The organism is Dyella thiooxydans (genome assembly GCF_001641285.1).
Lineage (GTDB): Bacteria > Pseudomonadota > Gammaproteobacteria > Xanthomonadales > Rhodanobacteraceae > Dyella_A > Dyella_A thiooxydans.
On sequence record NZ_CP014841.1, the window covers coordinates 3,578,831 to 3,593,401 of the forward strand.

Here is a 14,571-nt window from a genome sequence, read left to right on the forward strand (position 1 = left end):
TCGTACTGCGACGGGACGCCGGATGTGCTCAGATAGCGCGGGTGCCCGCCGGCGATAGGGACTTCCGCTTGAGTTCTCCCCCCGTTCCTCGTCCCGACCCGGACCTTTCCCTGCAGACGCCGGTGGTGCGCCCGCCGCGGGGAGGTCTGGCATGGGTGTGGGTGCTGGCGACGCTGCTCGTCGGGGTGCTGTTGACGCTGGTGCTCCATCATCAGCAGCAGGTGCGGCAGCGGGCCGCGGCGCGGGCCGCCCTGGACGAGCTGGCGGACAAGAGCTTCACCGCCCTGCAGGCGCGGCTGGTGACTTCCGAGTTGCTGATCCGCTCGGTGCAGACGCTGTACATCGCCTCCGACGAGGTGACCGCCGCCGATTTCCAGCACTTCTACGCCAACCTGCGGCCACGCAGCCTGTTCCCGAGCCTGGTCGCGCTGGCCTATGCGCAGCGCGAGGCGGGGCCGTCCGGTGCGCGCTACATCACCCGTCAGGTCGCACCGCTGGAAGGCAACGAGCGCCTGCTGGGTCTGGACGTCACCTCGCAGACGCCGAACATGTCCGCCCTGGTCGCCGCCCAGGAAAGCGGCCAGCCGGCTCTTTCCGCGCCGTTCGATCTGGTTCAGCGCGAGCCGGATGGTCGCCCGATCCACGGCGTCACCATGCGCCTGCCGGTCTACAGCGAGGGACCGCCCCCGGCAACACCGGACGAGCGGCTGGCGCGGCTCGAGGGATCGATCGCCGCATCCTTCCGGGTTTCTCAGCTGATCGGCGGCGCGTTCACCCCGGAGGCGCTGCACAAGATGCACGTCCGGGTCTTCGACCTTGCCCGGCCCGGACAGGCCATGTTCGATTCCGATGCGGCGGCTACCGTGGGCAGCGAGGGCGACTTCCGGCGCGACCTGCATTACGGCGGCCGGGTGTGGCAGGTGCGCATGGATTATCCGTTGCTGCCCGAGCGCTGGAGCTGGAGCGGTACGCTGCTGCCCGTCGGCCTGCTGATCAGTCTGTTGCTCGCGTCGCTGGTCTGGTCGGTGGCGGGTACGCAACGCCGGGCGATGGAGCTGGGCTGGCGGATGAGTCGTCGCTATCGCGAGAGCGAAGAGCGGTTCCGCGCGCTCAACGAGCTGCTACCCGCGCTGGTGCTGCTGGCCGATGCGAACGAGGGGCGGGTGACCTACGCCAACCGCGCCGCCCGCGATCGGCTGGGCGATCCACTGGGTCAGGCGCTGCCCGCGCTGTTCGAGGACGCCGCCGTGCGCGGGCGGCTTGCCGATCCGCAGGCCGGTGTGGTCGAGCAGCTCGAGGCGGTGTTGCGTCATGGGCAGCGGCAGCGTTTCTGGGCCAGCGTGTCGATCGCCCACGTCGAGCTCGACGGCGTCTCCAAGCTGCTGATGGTCGCCTCCGACGTCACCGAGCAGCGCCTGCTCAACGACCGGCTGCTTCACCAGGCCAGCCACGATGCGCTGACCGAGCTGTACAACCGGCGCGAATTCGAGCGTCATCTGGGTGAGGTGATGGCGGCGATCGCCGCCGGGGCGCCGGCGGCGGCACTGCTCTACATCGACCTGGACCAGTTCAAGCTGATCAACGACACCTCCGGCCACATGGCCGGTGACCAGCTGCTGGCGCAGCTGGCGATGACCATGCACGAGCAGCTGGGTGACCACGACGTGCTGGCGCGGCTGGGCGGCGACGAATTCGGCGTGCTGCTGCCGCGCGTCGGCAGCCTGGAGGCGGCCGAGGCGCAGGCCGAGCGGTTGCGGCGACGCATCGACGGCTACGTGTTCATGTGGGAGCAGCGCAGCTACTCGGTCAGCGCCAGCGTCGGCGGCGTCATGCTCGACAAGCCCGGCATGCACCTGCACGAATTGTTCGCCCAGGCCGATACCGCCTGCTACATGGCCAAGGAGGCCGGCCGCAATCGGGTGCACTTCTATTCCGAGCACGACGACGAGACGGCTCGTCGGCGCAGCGAGATGGAGTGGGCCAACCGGCTGCGCTGGGCGGCGGACGAGGGCCGGCTGCTGCTTTATTACCAGGAGCTGCTGCCGCTGGTGCCGCAGCCCGGCGAGGGCGTGCGGATCGAGTTGCTGCTGCGCTTCCGCGACGAGGAGGGGCGACTGGTGGTGCCCGGCGCGTTCATCCCGGCCGCCGAGCGCTACGGCCTGATGCCGACGATCGACCGCTGGGTGATCGAGACCGCGCTGGCCCATTTCGACCAGTTGCACCCGGCCGGCGCCTCGCTGCAGCTGGCCACGATCAATCTTTCCGGCGCCAGCGTCGAGGACGACGCGCTGGCCGATCGCATCATCGAGCTGCTCGGCCAGCACCGCGTGGATCCGTCACGGGTCTGCTTCGAGGTGACCGAGACGGTGGCGGTACGGCATCTGTCGCAGGTTGCCCGGTTCATGCAGCGGCTGCGTGCGGTCGGCTGCAAGGTGGCGCTGGACGATTTCGGCGCCGGCATGTCCTCGTTCGGCTACCTGAAGAACCTGCCGGTGGACATCATCAAGATCGACGGCAGCTTCATCCGCGACATGCTGGATGACCCGGTGAGTCACGCGATGGTGCGCGCGGCCACCGACATCGGCCATCGTATTGGCCTGCTGGTGGTGGCCGAATGGGTCACCAGCGACGCGGTGATGCAGGCGCTGCGCGAGCTCGGCGTGGACCTGGCCCAGGGGTTCTCGTTGCACCGGCCGGAGCCGGTGCCGTTCCAGCACGACTGAGCGTGGCGCCTACTTCACTTCGCCGGCGCCTCGGGCGCTTGCCGCTCGAAGCTGCCGGCCGCTCCCGGGAACACCACCGGGCTCTCGTAGCCGTCGGCCGAGACCGAGGACACGCCGAAGAACCAGTCGTCGATCACCACGTCCCGGATCACCGCGTGGTCGACATCGCCGACCGCGCGCGCGTACTGCCAGCGCGGTGCCGTGGTGTCGCGCCAGTGCACGCGGTAGCCGGCGGCGCCGGGCACCCTGTTCCAGCTCACGGTGGTGTCGGTGGCCAGCGCCCCCTCGGTCTTCACGCCGCTCGGCGGCGCCGGCGCGTTGGCCATCGCGGCCATCGTCACCGTGTTGAGCGCGGTGACGCGGGCGAGGTAGCGGAAGTCGATGCCATCGATCGTGTCGCCGTAGTGGATGCCGTGCTCGGTGCGCAGGTCCTGGTGCTGCCTGGTGTAGTCCTCATGGCCCTCGCTGACGCGGATCGCCGGGTAGCCGGCCTTGAGGAACTCCACCTGGTCGCCGCCGCGGCCGTAGCGGTCGGTGCGGTAGATCATCCGCACGCGCAGGTCGGGCAGGTACTGGTCGGCGATCGAAGCCATGTAGCGGGCCACGTTGCGTGAGGGTGAGTCGACCTCGCCGCCGAAGTAGTTGCGGATCCGCGCCTGCTTCGCCGTCTCGGTGCTGCGCGTGCCCTCGCTGAACACGCGCACGGTGGTGTTGTCGAGCACGCCGTTCTGGCCGCGGCTGTTGCCGACGATGTCGTTGTTGAGGTCGGCTTCCACCTTCCAGCCGTGGGCCACGGCGTAGTCGGCCAGCACCTTGCCGCCGTACAGGCCCTGTTCCTCGCCGGACAGCGCGGCGAACACCACCGTGGCACGGTTGTCCTGCTTCGACAGCAGCCGCGCCGCCTCCATCAGCGCCGCCACGCCGGAGGCGTCGTCGTTGGCGCCGGGGGCATCGCTGGTCGCATTCATGATGTCGGTGACGCGCGAGTCCATGTGTCCGCTCATCACGATCACCCGCTCCGGATCACTGCTGCCGCGCTTGATCGCCACCACGTCCATCACCTCGGTGGGTTTCGGAATCCGCTCCCCGGTGAACACCTGCGAGGGCGTGACCACTTCCAGGCAGCCGCCGCAGTCGCGCGAGATCGCCTCGAACTGCGCCTTGACCCAGCGCCGCGCCGCGCCGATGCCGCGCTTGTCGGACTTCGTGTCGGACAACGTGTGCCGGGTACCGAAGCCGACCAGATGGGCGATGGTGTCGTGCAGGCGTGCCTCGCTGGGGGCGCTGGCCAACGCGTGCAGGCTGGCCTGCTCGCCTGGTTGTGCGGCGTTCTGCGCGGCGAGCGGTGCGCTTGCGGCGAGCAGCAGGGCTGCAGCGAGGGACAGTGGGCGGAGTCGGGTCATCGGATCACCTCGTGGAAACGGTCGCGGCGGACAACGCCCGAGTATGCGCAGCGCACCGCGACTGCACCAGTCGACCTTCGGCATGCGACCATCCGCGGCATGACCGATGCTTCTTCTTCGCGCGTCGCCGTGGTCGGTGGCGGGCCGGCCGGACTGATGGCCGCCGAACAGCTGTGCCGGGCCGGCGTGGCGGTGGACCTCTACGACGCCATGGGTTCGGTGGGACGCAAGTTCCTGCTGGCCGGCAAGGGCGGGCTCAATCTCACCCACAGCGAGGGCTTCGCCGACTTCGTCGGCCGTTACGGCGCGAGTGCGACGCGGGTCGGTGCGTGGTTGCGTGAGTTCGATGCGGAAGCATTGCGCGACTGGGCGCGCGGGCTGGGCGTGGAAACCTTCGTCGGCAGCTCGGGCCGGGTGTTTCCGTCGGACCTGAAGGCTGCACCGCTGCTGCGTCGCTGGGTGCGCCGGCTGCATGCCGACGGCGTGCGCTTCCACATGCAACACCGTTGGTCGGGGTGGCGCGACGACGGCACCTTGCGTTTCGCCACCGCCGACGGTGAGCGCACCGTGGCGCCGGCGGCCACCGTGCTGGCGCTGGGCGGCGGCAGCTGGCCGCAGCTCGGTTCCGACGGCGCGTGGATGGATGTACTGGCTGCAGCCGGCGTCGCCACCACGCCACTGGAAGCGGCCAACTGCGGCTTCGAACGCGCATGGAGCGAGCACCTTGCCAGTCGTTTTGGCGGTGCGCCGCTGAAGGCCGTGGTGGCGCATTGGCAGGACGCGGACGGCAGGCCACGGCAGCGCCAGGGCGAGTGCGTGATCAGCGGCTATGGCCTGGAGGGCAGTCTGCTCTATGCGATCGGCCCGGCACTGCGCCGGCAGATCCGCGAACGCGGCGAGGCAGCCCTGCAGCTCGACCTGGCGCCCGGCTACAGCGTCGATGTGCTTGCCGCCCGGCTCGCCGCGCCCCGCGGCAGGCACAGCCTGGGCGACTGGCTGCGTCGCCGCGCGGGGCTGGATGCCGCGAAGTGTGCGCTGGTGTTCGAGGTGGCCGACAAGGCGGTGCTGGCCGATGCCGCGCGACTGGCCGCGCTGGTCAAGGCACTGCCGTTGACGTTCAGCGCGCCGCGGCCGGTGGCCGAGGCGATCAGCACCGCCGGCGGCGTGACGCTGGCCGCGCTGGACGAGAGCCTGATGCTGATCGACCGACCGGGCGTGTTCTGCGCCGGCGAGATGCTGGACTGGGAAGCCCCGACCGGCGGGTATCTGCTGACCGCCTGCTTCGCCAGCGGTCGGCAGGCGGGACTCGGCGCCGTGGCCTGGCTGAAGTTCGCGTCCGCTGCAGGACGGGAATGAATACGTTTACTCACGCGATGCAGCATCGATCGCGCTGGTAGCGTCGGAATTTCGGCGCTACGCTGGCGAACGGGGGATATGGACACGGGGCATCGCATCGCTGCCGGCCGCATGGGCCAGGTCGCAGTGGTCGCGAAGTCGTCAATCGGGCGAGGAGATTGCAGATCATGAAGATTCGTACCCTTTCCATGGTAGCGGTGCTGACGGCGGTGGCCAGTGGTGCGGTGGCTGGTGAGGCCATCCACTCGGCATCGAACCGGGCGCCGGTCAACCGCATGCATCAGGCATTGGGCATTCGCGATACCGGTGGTTTTGCGGATGTGGTGGACGTACGCGGTTTCCGTGCCGCGGCGGAGATGCCCGCTTGCAGCACCTGTCACGTTAAGCAATAACGCCTAGCACCCTGCGGCTGCAGGGTGTCCGGATCGAACGGCCCGCCTTGCGCGGGCCGTTCTGCATCGGGGCTCGGTCAACGATCGTGTCCTGGCCTGCCGGGGACCCCCGCCGCCTCATCGTCAGCGGATGTGCCGGGGCTTTTCCGGGGTCACCACTGCGTGCGATTCGGCAACAGGCCCTTCAATTCCGCGTCGGTGAGATTGCGCCATTGCCCGGGCTTGAGATGGCCGAGCTTGATGTTGTCGATGCGCACGCGGCGCAGCTGGGTGACGCGGTAGCCGAAGGCCGCGGCCATCAGCCGGATCTGCCGGTTCAGGCCCTGGGTCAGCACGATGCCGAAGCCGAACCTGGCGATGCGCCGCACGCGGCAACGCTGGGTCATCTGGCCGTGGATGCGCACGCCCTTGCTCATGCCGGCGAGGAACTCGTCGGTGACCGCCTTGTTCACCGCCACCAGGTATTCCTTCTCGTGGTGGTTCTCGGCGCGCAGGATCTCGTTGACGATGTCGCCGTTGCTGGTCAGCAGGATCAGGCCTTCCGAATCCTTGTCCAGCCGGCCGACCGGGAAGATCCGCTGCGGGTGGTCGACGAAGTCGACGATGTTGCCGGCCACGCTCGGGTCGGTGGTGCAGGTGATGCCGACCGGCTTGTTCAGCGCGATGTAGACGGCCTTCTTCGCCGACGGGGTCGCTGCCAGGATGCGCGCCTTGACGATCTCGCCGTCCACGCGGACCTCGTCGCCCTCCAGCGCCTTGGCACCGGTGGTCACGACTTCGCCGTTGATGGTCACCCGCCCGGCCAGCAGCAGCTCATCCGCCTCGCGGCGCGAGCACAGGCCGGCTTCGCTGATGTATTTGTTCACCCGCATGCCACAGCACCCGTGTAGGAGCGCACCCTGTGCGCGATCGCCTTTGTCCGGCCCCGGAAGATCATTCGCGCACAGGGTGCGCTCCTACCGGCCCATGTCAGGAGCGCAATCCGACGCCGCGCTTGAGCAACTGCAGTGCGATCACCGACAGCACCGCCACGAACAACCCCATCACGGCGAAGGCCGTGCCGATGCCCACGTCGCTGATGCCGAGCACGCCGTAGCGGAAGGCGTTGACCATGTACAGGATCGGGTTGACCCGCGAGATCGCCTGCCACGGCTCGCCGAGCATCTTGATCGAATAGAACACGCCGCCCAGGTAGGCCAGCGGGGCGATGATGAAGGTCGGCACCAGCGCGATGTCGTCGAACTTCTTCGCGTAGACGGCGTTGATGAAGCCGGCCAGCGAGAAGATGGTCGAGCCCAGGATGATCGCCAGCAGGGCGATCAGCGGATGCTTCAGGTGCAGCGAGGTGAAGAACAGCGCAACCGCCAGCACCAGCGCACCGACCGCCAGGCCGCGCACCACGGCGCCGATGACGTAGCCGAGCAGGATCACCCAGTTCGGCATCGGCGACACCAGCATCTCTTCCACCGCACGGCTGAACTTGGCGCCGAAGAACGAGGAGGAGATGTTGCCGTAGCTGTTCTGGATGATCGACATCATCACCAGGCCGGGCGCGAGGTACTGGATGAAGGTGTAGCCGCCGTCGATCGTGCCGATGCGGCTGCCGATCAGCTTGCCGAAGATCACGAAGTACAGCGTCATCGTGATCACCGGCGGGATCAGGGTCTGGGTCCAGATGCGCATGATGCGCGCGATCTCGCGTCGCACGATGGTGTACAGCGCGACCATGTTCAGCGAATGGCTCATGCCACCTTCTCCCGGCCGTTCTCGACGAGCCGCACGAACAGCTCCTCCAGGCGATTGGTCTTGTTGCGCATCGACTTCACCGCGATGCCGTGTTCGGTCAGCGCGGCGAACAGCGCGTTGAGGTCGGAGGTGCGCGGCATCTCCGCTTCGAGCGTGTGCTCGTCGACCCGGCGCAGGGTGATGTCCGTCAGCGTGGGAAGCTGCTCGGGTGCGGCGGTCACGTCGAGCACGAAGGTTTCCGAATCGAGCTTGGCCAGCAGCCGCTTCATCGAGGTGTTCTCCACGATGGTGCCGTGGTCGATGATCGCGATGTTGCGGCACAACTGCTCGGCTTCCTCCAGGTAGTGCGTGGTGAGGATCACCGTGGTGCCGGCCGCGTTGATACCGCTGACGAACTGCCACATCGAGCGGCGGATCTCGATATCGACGCCGGCGGTCGGCTCGTCGAGGATCAGCAGCTTCGGCTCGTTCATCATCGCGCGGGCGATCATCAGGCGCCGCTTCATGCCGCCGGAGAGCATGCGCGCCTGGTGGTGCGCCTTGTCCCACAGGCGCAGTTCCTTCAGGTATTTCTCCGCGCGCTCGGCGGCGATCTTCCGCGGGATGCCGTAGAAGCCCGCCTCGTTGACGCAGATGTCGAACGGCTTCTCGAACTGGTTGAAGTTGATCTCCTGCGGCACCAGGCCGATCAGCTTCATCGCCTCGTTGCGCTGCTTGTTGACGGACACGCCGAACACCTGCGCGTCGCCGCCGGTGGAGTTCACCAGCGAGGAGAGAATGCCGATCAGGGTCGACTTGCCGGCGCCGTTGGGGCCGAGCAGGGCGAAAAAGTCGCCGGGCTGCACGGTCAGGCTGACGCCCTTGAGCGCCTCGACGCCGTTGCCATAGGTCTTGCGCAGGTTGTCGACGACGAGCGCCGGAACCGGGGATGCGGTAGGTGTGGACATGGGCTGCATCGATGGGGGCAAGCCTCCTATTATAAAGGGCTTGTCCACGCCGCCCGCGCCTGCCGGGTGCACACAGCGTTTCCGGGAACCCCCATGGCCGACCACTTCACCCTCCGCCTCGTCGACAGCCGCATGCTGGCGCCCACCGTGCGCCACCTGGTGTTCGAGCGGGCCGACGGCCAGCCGCTGGCCTTCGTGCCGGGGCAGTTCCTGCAGGTCCATTTCCACTACGCCGACGGCACCGCGACCAAGCGCAGCTACTCGGTGGCCACGGTCGGCGATGGCCGCTCGCCGGTGCAGCGCATCGAGATCGCGGTGAGCTACGTGGAGGGCGGCGCGGCCACCGCACTGCTGGGCGGGCTAGCGACGGGCGACACGATCGAGGCCAGCGGGCCGTACGGTCGCTTCTGCCTGCAGGCTGGCGACGCCCACCCGCGCTACCTGCTGCTGGCCACCGGTACCGGCGTGACCCCGTACCGCGCGATGCTGCCGCAGCTGGCCGAATGGCTGGCGCCCGGCGGGCGCGAGGCGGTGCTGATCTACGGCGCCCGCAAGGAGGCCGAGCTGCTCTACGACGAGGAGTTCACCGCCTTCGCCGCGGGCCACCCGGGCTTCACCTACTTGAGTTGCCTGAGCCGGGAAGCCCGCGCCGTGCCGCGTGCGACCGACCGCATGGGTCACGTGCAGACCGCCCTGCCGGACCTGGCGCCGGCCGCCGGCCGCGACATCGCCTACCTGTGCGGCAACCCCAACATGGTCGACGCCGCCTTCGCGGCGCTGAAGGAGTTCGGCCTGCCGGTGCCGCAGATCCGCCGCGAGAAGTACATCTCCTCGCGCTGACCCGCCCCGGCATGGCGGGTGACGCCGGAAAGCCCTGCGTCGGCGCCACGGACCGGAAAGCGTGAAGTGCATCACGGAATCGGGCCCGTCCCCAGGAGACCCGGTCAAGTTGCTCCGGTAACGGCCGATGACCGTCCAAGCCCTCCCCAGCGGAGGCGCCAGGACGGGATTCATGAGGCGGATATTCACAGCAGCCGGATGTGCGTTGGCCCTTGCGATGGGGGTCACCTTCGCGCGCGCCGATGCCGGATCCATCAGTTTTTCCGGTGCCGTGGTGGAGCCCACCTGCGCGGTGGTCGCCTCCGACGGGATCGCCGGCCCGCAGGGCGCCGGCGTCGCCGCGCCCGACCTGCGCAGCTGTGGCCGCACGGCCAGCGATGCCGGCCAGACCTACACCCGCAGCGTGGTCCAGCTCGATGCGGCATCCGCCGCGCACGATCGGCTGCTCAACTACTACGCCGGCTATGCCGGTGCCGGCGCGACCGGCCAGCCCGACGTACGGGTGGTCGTGCGCACATACGAGTAGCAGCAGCCCGGCGCAAAGCGCCTACTGGTAGGACAGCGTGAACGTGGCGGTTGCCCCGAGCGTGCCCGGGCCCACGGCCGGAGCGGTCTGGAAGTAGCGCGCCGAGTAATTCACCGTCATGGTGCCGTTCGGCGTGGCGCCGATCACCGCCGGATTGCCGAACTGCTCGGGGTTTCCGGACGAGCCCAGCACCTGCACGCCGACCCCCGAGGTCGTTCCGCTCGACGGCGCGATCACGCCGGTCTGTCCAGCGACGGGCGTTGCCGTGGTCATGGTGATGCGGACCGTGGCGCCACTGGAGCACTGCAGCCGGATCTGGAACGGTGTGGCGCCGGTCACCGAGCCGACGCCGCTGAACGCGCCGCTGGAGACGGTCGGCAGCGTGACGTCGATGTTCGGCGTGGACACCTGGCATGCGGGGGCGGTGAAGGTCAGCGAGTTCGCCAGGTTGATCACCGCGTCGTAGATCGAGCCGTTGCCGCCCGAGCCGGCCCGGAAGCTCACCAGCGGCCCCATCGACAGGGTGCTGCCATCGGCGATCGTGCCGGTCTTGACGATCTCCAGGGTCACTGCATCGGCTTCGTACCAAGAGCTCGAGCCATCGAGACTGAAATAGGGGTACGGGTAGATGTAGTTGCCGCTCTGCAGGATGCGGTAGCCGACGCCGGGCACGTTGGAGGGAAACAGGTTGGTGGTCGTGCCAGGCGTGGCGCCGACCTCGTTCACCAGCCCCCAGCCGTTGCCGCTGCGCCGGCAGGTGAAATAGACCGTCTGGTCGATCGGGGTCGCCGTCGACGTGAAAAGCACCTGCCCGACCGCGATGCTGGGGTCGTTGACGATGCTGCTGGGCACGGACACGTGATAGGTGCCCTTGCTGTATCCGCGATCGAACGAGCAGGAGGCATGTGCCGATGGCGTGAGGCCGAGCAGCGAGAGGGCGGCAAGCAGCACCAGCGCGCCGACGCGCCTCCAGCCGGGAGAGGGGCGCCGCCTGGTGCCGGCCATGTCGGGCTTGCCCTGTTTCATCCGTTCGCCCTCCCGGACGGCTCGTTCGTTGATGTGTCCACGCAGGTCGCCTGCTCGGTGGCGTAGACGCCGTTGCGGTCGCGCGACGGGCCCGCCGGGACACGGTAGTCGAAGCTGCAGCGCTGGGACGGGGCATCCGGGTCGCCCCACGCGACGCTGAGCCGACCGCTCTTGCGGGTGACGCGCGCCATGATGCGCCCGGCCTGGCCGACCACCCCGACCACCTGGCCCTGGTCGTCCTGCACTTCGGCGCCGAACGGCAATGCCTCACCGCCGGGGCGCTGCGCCTGGATCAGCATGAAGCGGCCGCTCTGGGTGGAGAACTTCACCATCACCACCGCACCGGCGCGCGGGGCGACCTGGGTGCTGGTGCTGGCCAGCTGCACGTCCAGCGGCAGGCCGTTCGGGTCGATGGTGATCGTATTGAGCAGGTACGGGGTGAGATACGGCACCAAGGCGTACCCATGCCGGTCCACCTTCAGCCCGGTGGCATTGCCGACGCTTGCCCCGGCGGCATCGGTGGCCTGCACGATGGCCACGGTGTCGCCCATGGACTGGCCGAACGTCACGCCGCCCGGGTGCGCGACGATGCCGCCTGCTGCGCTGAACGAGGCCTGCGAGTAGCCGCTGCCCCTGCCGTAGCCGGCATTGAGCAGCACGTGCGAGCCGCGGTAACCGCCGCTGAAGCTGGCCGTGGTGCCCGGGCTGCCGCCGCTGACGGTGTCGTCGTGGGTGGCGGTGACGCCGTAGTTGAAGCGGTTGTCGTCGCCGGCGTTGCCGCTGAGCGTGGCCTGTTCCTGCATGCCGCCGGCGGTGTCGCGGGCGGCGCTGCTGGTGAGTACCGGCGCGTGCTCCGTGTTGCCGAGCGGCACGGTGAACGAGGCCATGAAGCGGTTATCGTTGCGGCCGAACAGGTCGCGCTCGCGGCTTGCCGACAGGTTGTAGGTGACCCGGCCCCAGGCGTTGTTGTAGCCGAGCTGGAACTGGGTGTCGGTGCCGCCGCGGTTCCAGTAGCTGCGGACCGATCCGCTCAGGTAGAGCGAGCCACCGCGCTGGCCCAGCGACTGGGTCAGCGCGAGGCTGAAATTGTCGCGCTGGCGGTCGACGCCGTTCTGCGCCGTGAAGTCGACACCGGCCAGGGCCGCCTGCTGCGAGGGGGTGAGCAGGCCCGTCACCGGTACGCCGTTGATCGCCAGCGGGTAGCCGGAGACGCTGGTGGCGAACACCGGCAGGCCGCGGCGGGCGTAATCGCGGGCGCTCACCGCGTCGCGGAGCGAGAGGTAGCCTCCGGTGGAGCGGCGATAGGCGGCGACAGTGAGCGTCGTGCCGGTCTCGGCCAGGGTCTTGCTGTAGCTCAGCCGCAGGCTCTGGCCGGTCATCGAGTCCATGCCGGGCAGGCGCGTGTGTGCGGCGGCCAGATCCATGGCGAAGGCGCCATAGCGGGTGTTCAGTGCCGTACCGAGCAGGGCCGAGGCGTAGCCGTTCGAGCCGATGACGCCGGCATAGCCGGTCAATAGATTGCTGAACCCGTGCTGGATCGTTCCCTGGATCAGGGTGGGCGTGTCGAGGATGCCTTGCTGGCGCACCTGGCCGGCAACCGCGCTGAAGCGGCTCACGCCCGGGCGCAGCAACTGCGGCACCGAGGCATACGGCACCGAGAAGGTGTGGACGCGGCCGTTCGCCTCGGTGACGCTGACCTCGAGGTCGCCGCCGTAGCCGGTGGCGTAGAGGTCGTTGATGGCGAACGGGCCCGGAGCCACGGTGGTCTGGTAGATCACCATGCCGTTCTGGCGCACGGTCACCTTGGCGTTGCTGTCCGCCACGCCCCGCACCGTGGGCGCATAGCCGCGCAGGGACTGCGGCAGCATGCGGTCGTCGGTGGCGAGCTGGACGCCGCGGATGCCCACACTGTCGAAGATCTCGCCGCTGGTCCACGAGTCGCCGATGGTCAGCTGGGCGTGCAGTTCGGGCACGTCGCGTTGTGCGTAGCTGGCGATCGTCTGCCAGCGGCGGCGGGCGGGCGTGACGCCGATGGCGGACTGCCAGTTCAGCGAGGACTGGTGGCGGAAATGCCAGCGGCCGAGGTTGAGGCCGGCGTCCAGGCCGAGGAAGGCGGAGGTCTGCGACACGCCCTGGCTGCTGGTGCGGTAGCCGTTGAAGTTGTAGTTGAGCAGTCCAGCCGTCACGCCGGTGTCCCAGAACTTCGGATCGACGTAGCCGCGCGCCGCCTGGCCGAGGAAGGCCTGGGGCACGCTGATGTCCAGCCGCAGGTCGCCCATGTCGAAGTTCGCGCTGGCGCCGGGGATGATGTCGGCGATGTCGACGCAGCCCTGTCCGCCGGCGAGGGCGGCCTGGGTCGATTTCGACAGGCCGGCCGGATGCAGGCCGAGCTGGTCGAGCAGTGCGCGGGTGAAGCAGGGCGAGGCGCTCGCGTCGGGGGACGGTGCACTGAAGCGCACATCGTTGCGGCCGACCGGACGCTCGTTGAGGTAGATGTCGACGCTGTAGTTGCCGGCCGGCACGAAATCGCCGCGCTCGAAGCGTGACAGGTCGGTGGTGTTCTGCCCGGCGCCGGAGAGCATGCTGCGGTCGAAGTTGGTGTCGACCGCATCGGCATCAGTGGCGGCGGCATTGGCGCCGGAGCCGGCGGGTGCTCCGCTTGCGGCGGCAGCGCGGGCGTGCGGAGCCATGCCGCCGGCGAGCGCGAGCCCGATCAGCAACGACAGGGCCTGGCGCTGGACCGTCCGTCCGCGCGAGGCTGCCGTGACGGCGCTCGCCCTTGCCCGGTTCACGGCGAGGTGCTGCCCTTGTAGGTTGCGCCGGCGCCGAAGTCGTTGATGACCGTATAGTCGACCTGCGCAGCGGTGACGGCGCGGTCGAGCCCGGCCAGCGGCAGCCGCAGCGAGGAGCCGGGAGCGACCATGCCGGTGCCGGCATCGTAGGTGTGCCCGGCGGCGGTCAGCGAGACCTTGTTGAAGGTGATGTAGTAGGGCGAGGCGTTGCGCGCCTCGAGGGCGTAGCCCTTGGCGTCGGAAACCACCGACCAGGCGATCTGCCGGGATGCCGTGGCGAAGTCGCCGGCCAGCCCGGAGGGGCGGAAGAACAGCTTGAGCCGCGAGCGGATCGCGAACTGCAGGGTGTTCTGTTCCTCACCGGCCTTGGCCGTGGGCTTGGGCGGAATCTCCAGCACGTTCAGCCAGAACAGCGACTCGCGGTCGGTCGGCAGCGGCTGTCCGGTGTAGACGATGCGCAGGCTCTGACCCTTGCCGGCGTTCATGCGCACCAGCGGCGGGGTCACCAGGAACGGCACCTTGGCCGTGTCGGGCGTGGAATTGGGGTCACCATCGTCGATCCACGCCTCGATCAGCGCGGGATGGCTGCCGTTGTTGGTGAGGCGGATCGTCACCTCGCCGGTGGCGGCGGGAAACACCACGCGGGTCCCGGCGATCACGACGCTGGCATGGGCGGAGGGTGCGCCAAGCACGAGCGCGAGCACGAGCAAGGCTGCGCCGACGGTGCAGAGCAGGCTTTTCATGGTGCGTTCCGGAGACAGGGCCGGGTACGGCAGGCGGAGGGCGGCCACCCGCCCGATGACGGGTGGCCGCGAGACAG

At 69.0% G+C, this 14,571-nt stretch carries 12 protein-coding genes; 5 read left to right on the forward strand and 7 right to left on the reverse strand.

The genetic code is table 11. From position 1 onward, the window contains the following. Positions 1-155: 155 nt before the first annotated feature. The gene (locus tag ATSB10_RS16060; RefSeq protein ID WP_063673739.1) at positions 156-2,723 is read left to right on the forward strand and encodes a bifunctional diguanylate cyclase/phosphodiesterase; all 2,568 of its coding nucleotides are present in this window, start codon (positions 156-158) and stop codon (positions 2,721-2,723) included. Positions 2,724-2,737: 14 nt separating this feature from the next. Here ATSB10_RS16060 and ATSB10_RS16065 read toward each other — a convergent pair whose 3' ends face one another. Beyond that, positions 2,738-4,126, reverse strand: a complete 1,389-nt coding sequence (locus ATSB10_RS16065) for a M20/M25/M40 family metallo-hydrolase (protein WP_063673740.1) — start codon at positions 4,124-4,126, stop codon at positions 2,738-2,740. Positions 4,127-4,225: 99 nt separating this feature from the next. Here ATSB10_RS16065 and ATSB10_RS16070 point away from each other — a divergent pair, with 99 nt between their 5' ends. Beyond that, the gene (locus tag ATSB10_RS16070; protein WP_063673741.1) at positions 4,226-5,482 is read left to right on the forward strand and encodes a TIGR03862 family flavoprotein; all 1,257 of its coding nucleotides are present in this window, start codon (positions 4,226-4,228) and stop codon (positions 5,480-5,482) included. A 167-nt stretch (positions 5,483-5,649) separates the two neighbouring features. Beyond that, positions 5,650-5,874: a hypothetical protein gene (locus ATSB10_RS16075; RefSeq protein ID WP_063673742.1), complete on the forward strand. Its 225-nt coding sequence runs from the start codon at positions 5,650-5,652 to the stop codon at positions 5,872-5,874. 152 nt (positions 5,875-6,026) lie between these two features. Here the strand turns inward: ATSB10_RS16075 and ATSB10_RS16080 are convergent, their stop codons facing one another. The 3 genes from ATSB10_RS16080 to ATSB10_RS16090 all read right to left on the reverse strand — a co-directional run bounded on the left by ATSB10_RS16080 (position 6,027) and on the right by ATSB10_RS16090 (position 8,567). Next, positions 6,027-6,746 carry a pseudouridine synthase gene (locus ATSB10_RS16080; RefSeq protein ID WP_063673743.1) on the reverse strand — a complete coding sequence of 240 codons (720 nt, stop codon included), beginning with the start codon at positions 6,744-6,746 and terminating at the stop codon, positions 6,027-6,029. Positions 6,747-6,843: 97 nt separating this feature from the next. Further along, a complete protein-coding gene (locus ATSB10_RS16085) occupies positions 6,844-7,620 on the reverse strand; it encodes an ABC transporter permease (RefSeq protein ID WP_063673744.1) in 777 nt (258 codons plus the stop codon). After that, a complete protein-coding gene (locus ATSB10_RS16090) occupies positions 7,617-8,567 on the reverse strand; it encodes an ABC transporter ATP-binding protein (RefSeq protein ID WP_063673745.1) in 951 nt (316 codons plus the stop codon). The genes ATSB10_RS16085 and ATSB10_RS16090 overlap by 4 nt, the downstream gene beginning before the upstream one ends. Positions 8,568-8,660: 93 nt before the next feature. Here ATSB10_RS16090 and ATSB10_RS16095 point away from each other — a divergent pair, with 93 nt between their 5' ends. Both ATSB10_RS16095 and ATSB10_RS16100 read left to right on the forward strand, forming a co-directional pair. Further along, positions 8,661-9,407 carry an FAD-binding oxidoreductase gene (locus ATSB10_RS16095; protein ID WP_063673746.1) on the forward strand — a complete coding sequence of 249 codons (747 nt, stop codon included), beginning with the start codon at positions 8,661-8,663 and terminating at the stop codon, positions 9,405-9,407. Between the two features lie 205 nt (positions 9,408-9,612). Then, complete coding sequence (locus tag ATSB10_RS16100) at positions 9,613-9,933, forward strand: hypothetical protein (RefSeq protein ID WP_157469319.1); 321 nt, start codon at positions 9,613-9,615, stop codon at positions 9,931-9,933. 21 nt (positions 9,934-9,954) lie between these two features. On the opposite strand, the gene ATSB10_RS16105 is transcribed toward ATSB10_RS16100, so the two are convergent. From ATSB10_RS16105 to ATSB10_RS16115, 3 genes are read right to left on the reverse strand one after another with little or no spacing between them, the layout of a single operon-like run. Next, complete coding sequence (locus ATSB10_RS16105) at positions 9,955-10,959, reverse strand: fimbrial protein (protein WP_063673748.1); 1,005 nt, start codon at positions 10,957-10,959, stop codon at positions 9,955-9,957. Then, entirely contained in the window at positions 10,956-13,751 is a 2,796-nt protein-coding gene (locus ATSB10_RS16110) for a fimbria/pilus outer membrane usher protein (protein WP_063673749.1), read from the reverse strand. Before ATSB10_RS16110 ends, ATSB10_RS16105 begins: the two co-directional genes overlap by 4 nt. After that, positions 13,748-14,494: a fimbrial biogenesis chaperone gene (locus ATSB10_RS16115; protein ID WP_063673750.1), complete on the reverse strand. Its 747-nt coding sequence runs from the start codon at positions 14,492-14,494 to the stop codon at positions 13,748-13,750. Before ATSB10_RS16115 ends, ATSB10_RS16110 begins: the two co-directional genes overlap by 4 nt. Positions 14,495-14,571 lie beyond the last annotated feature (77 nt).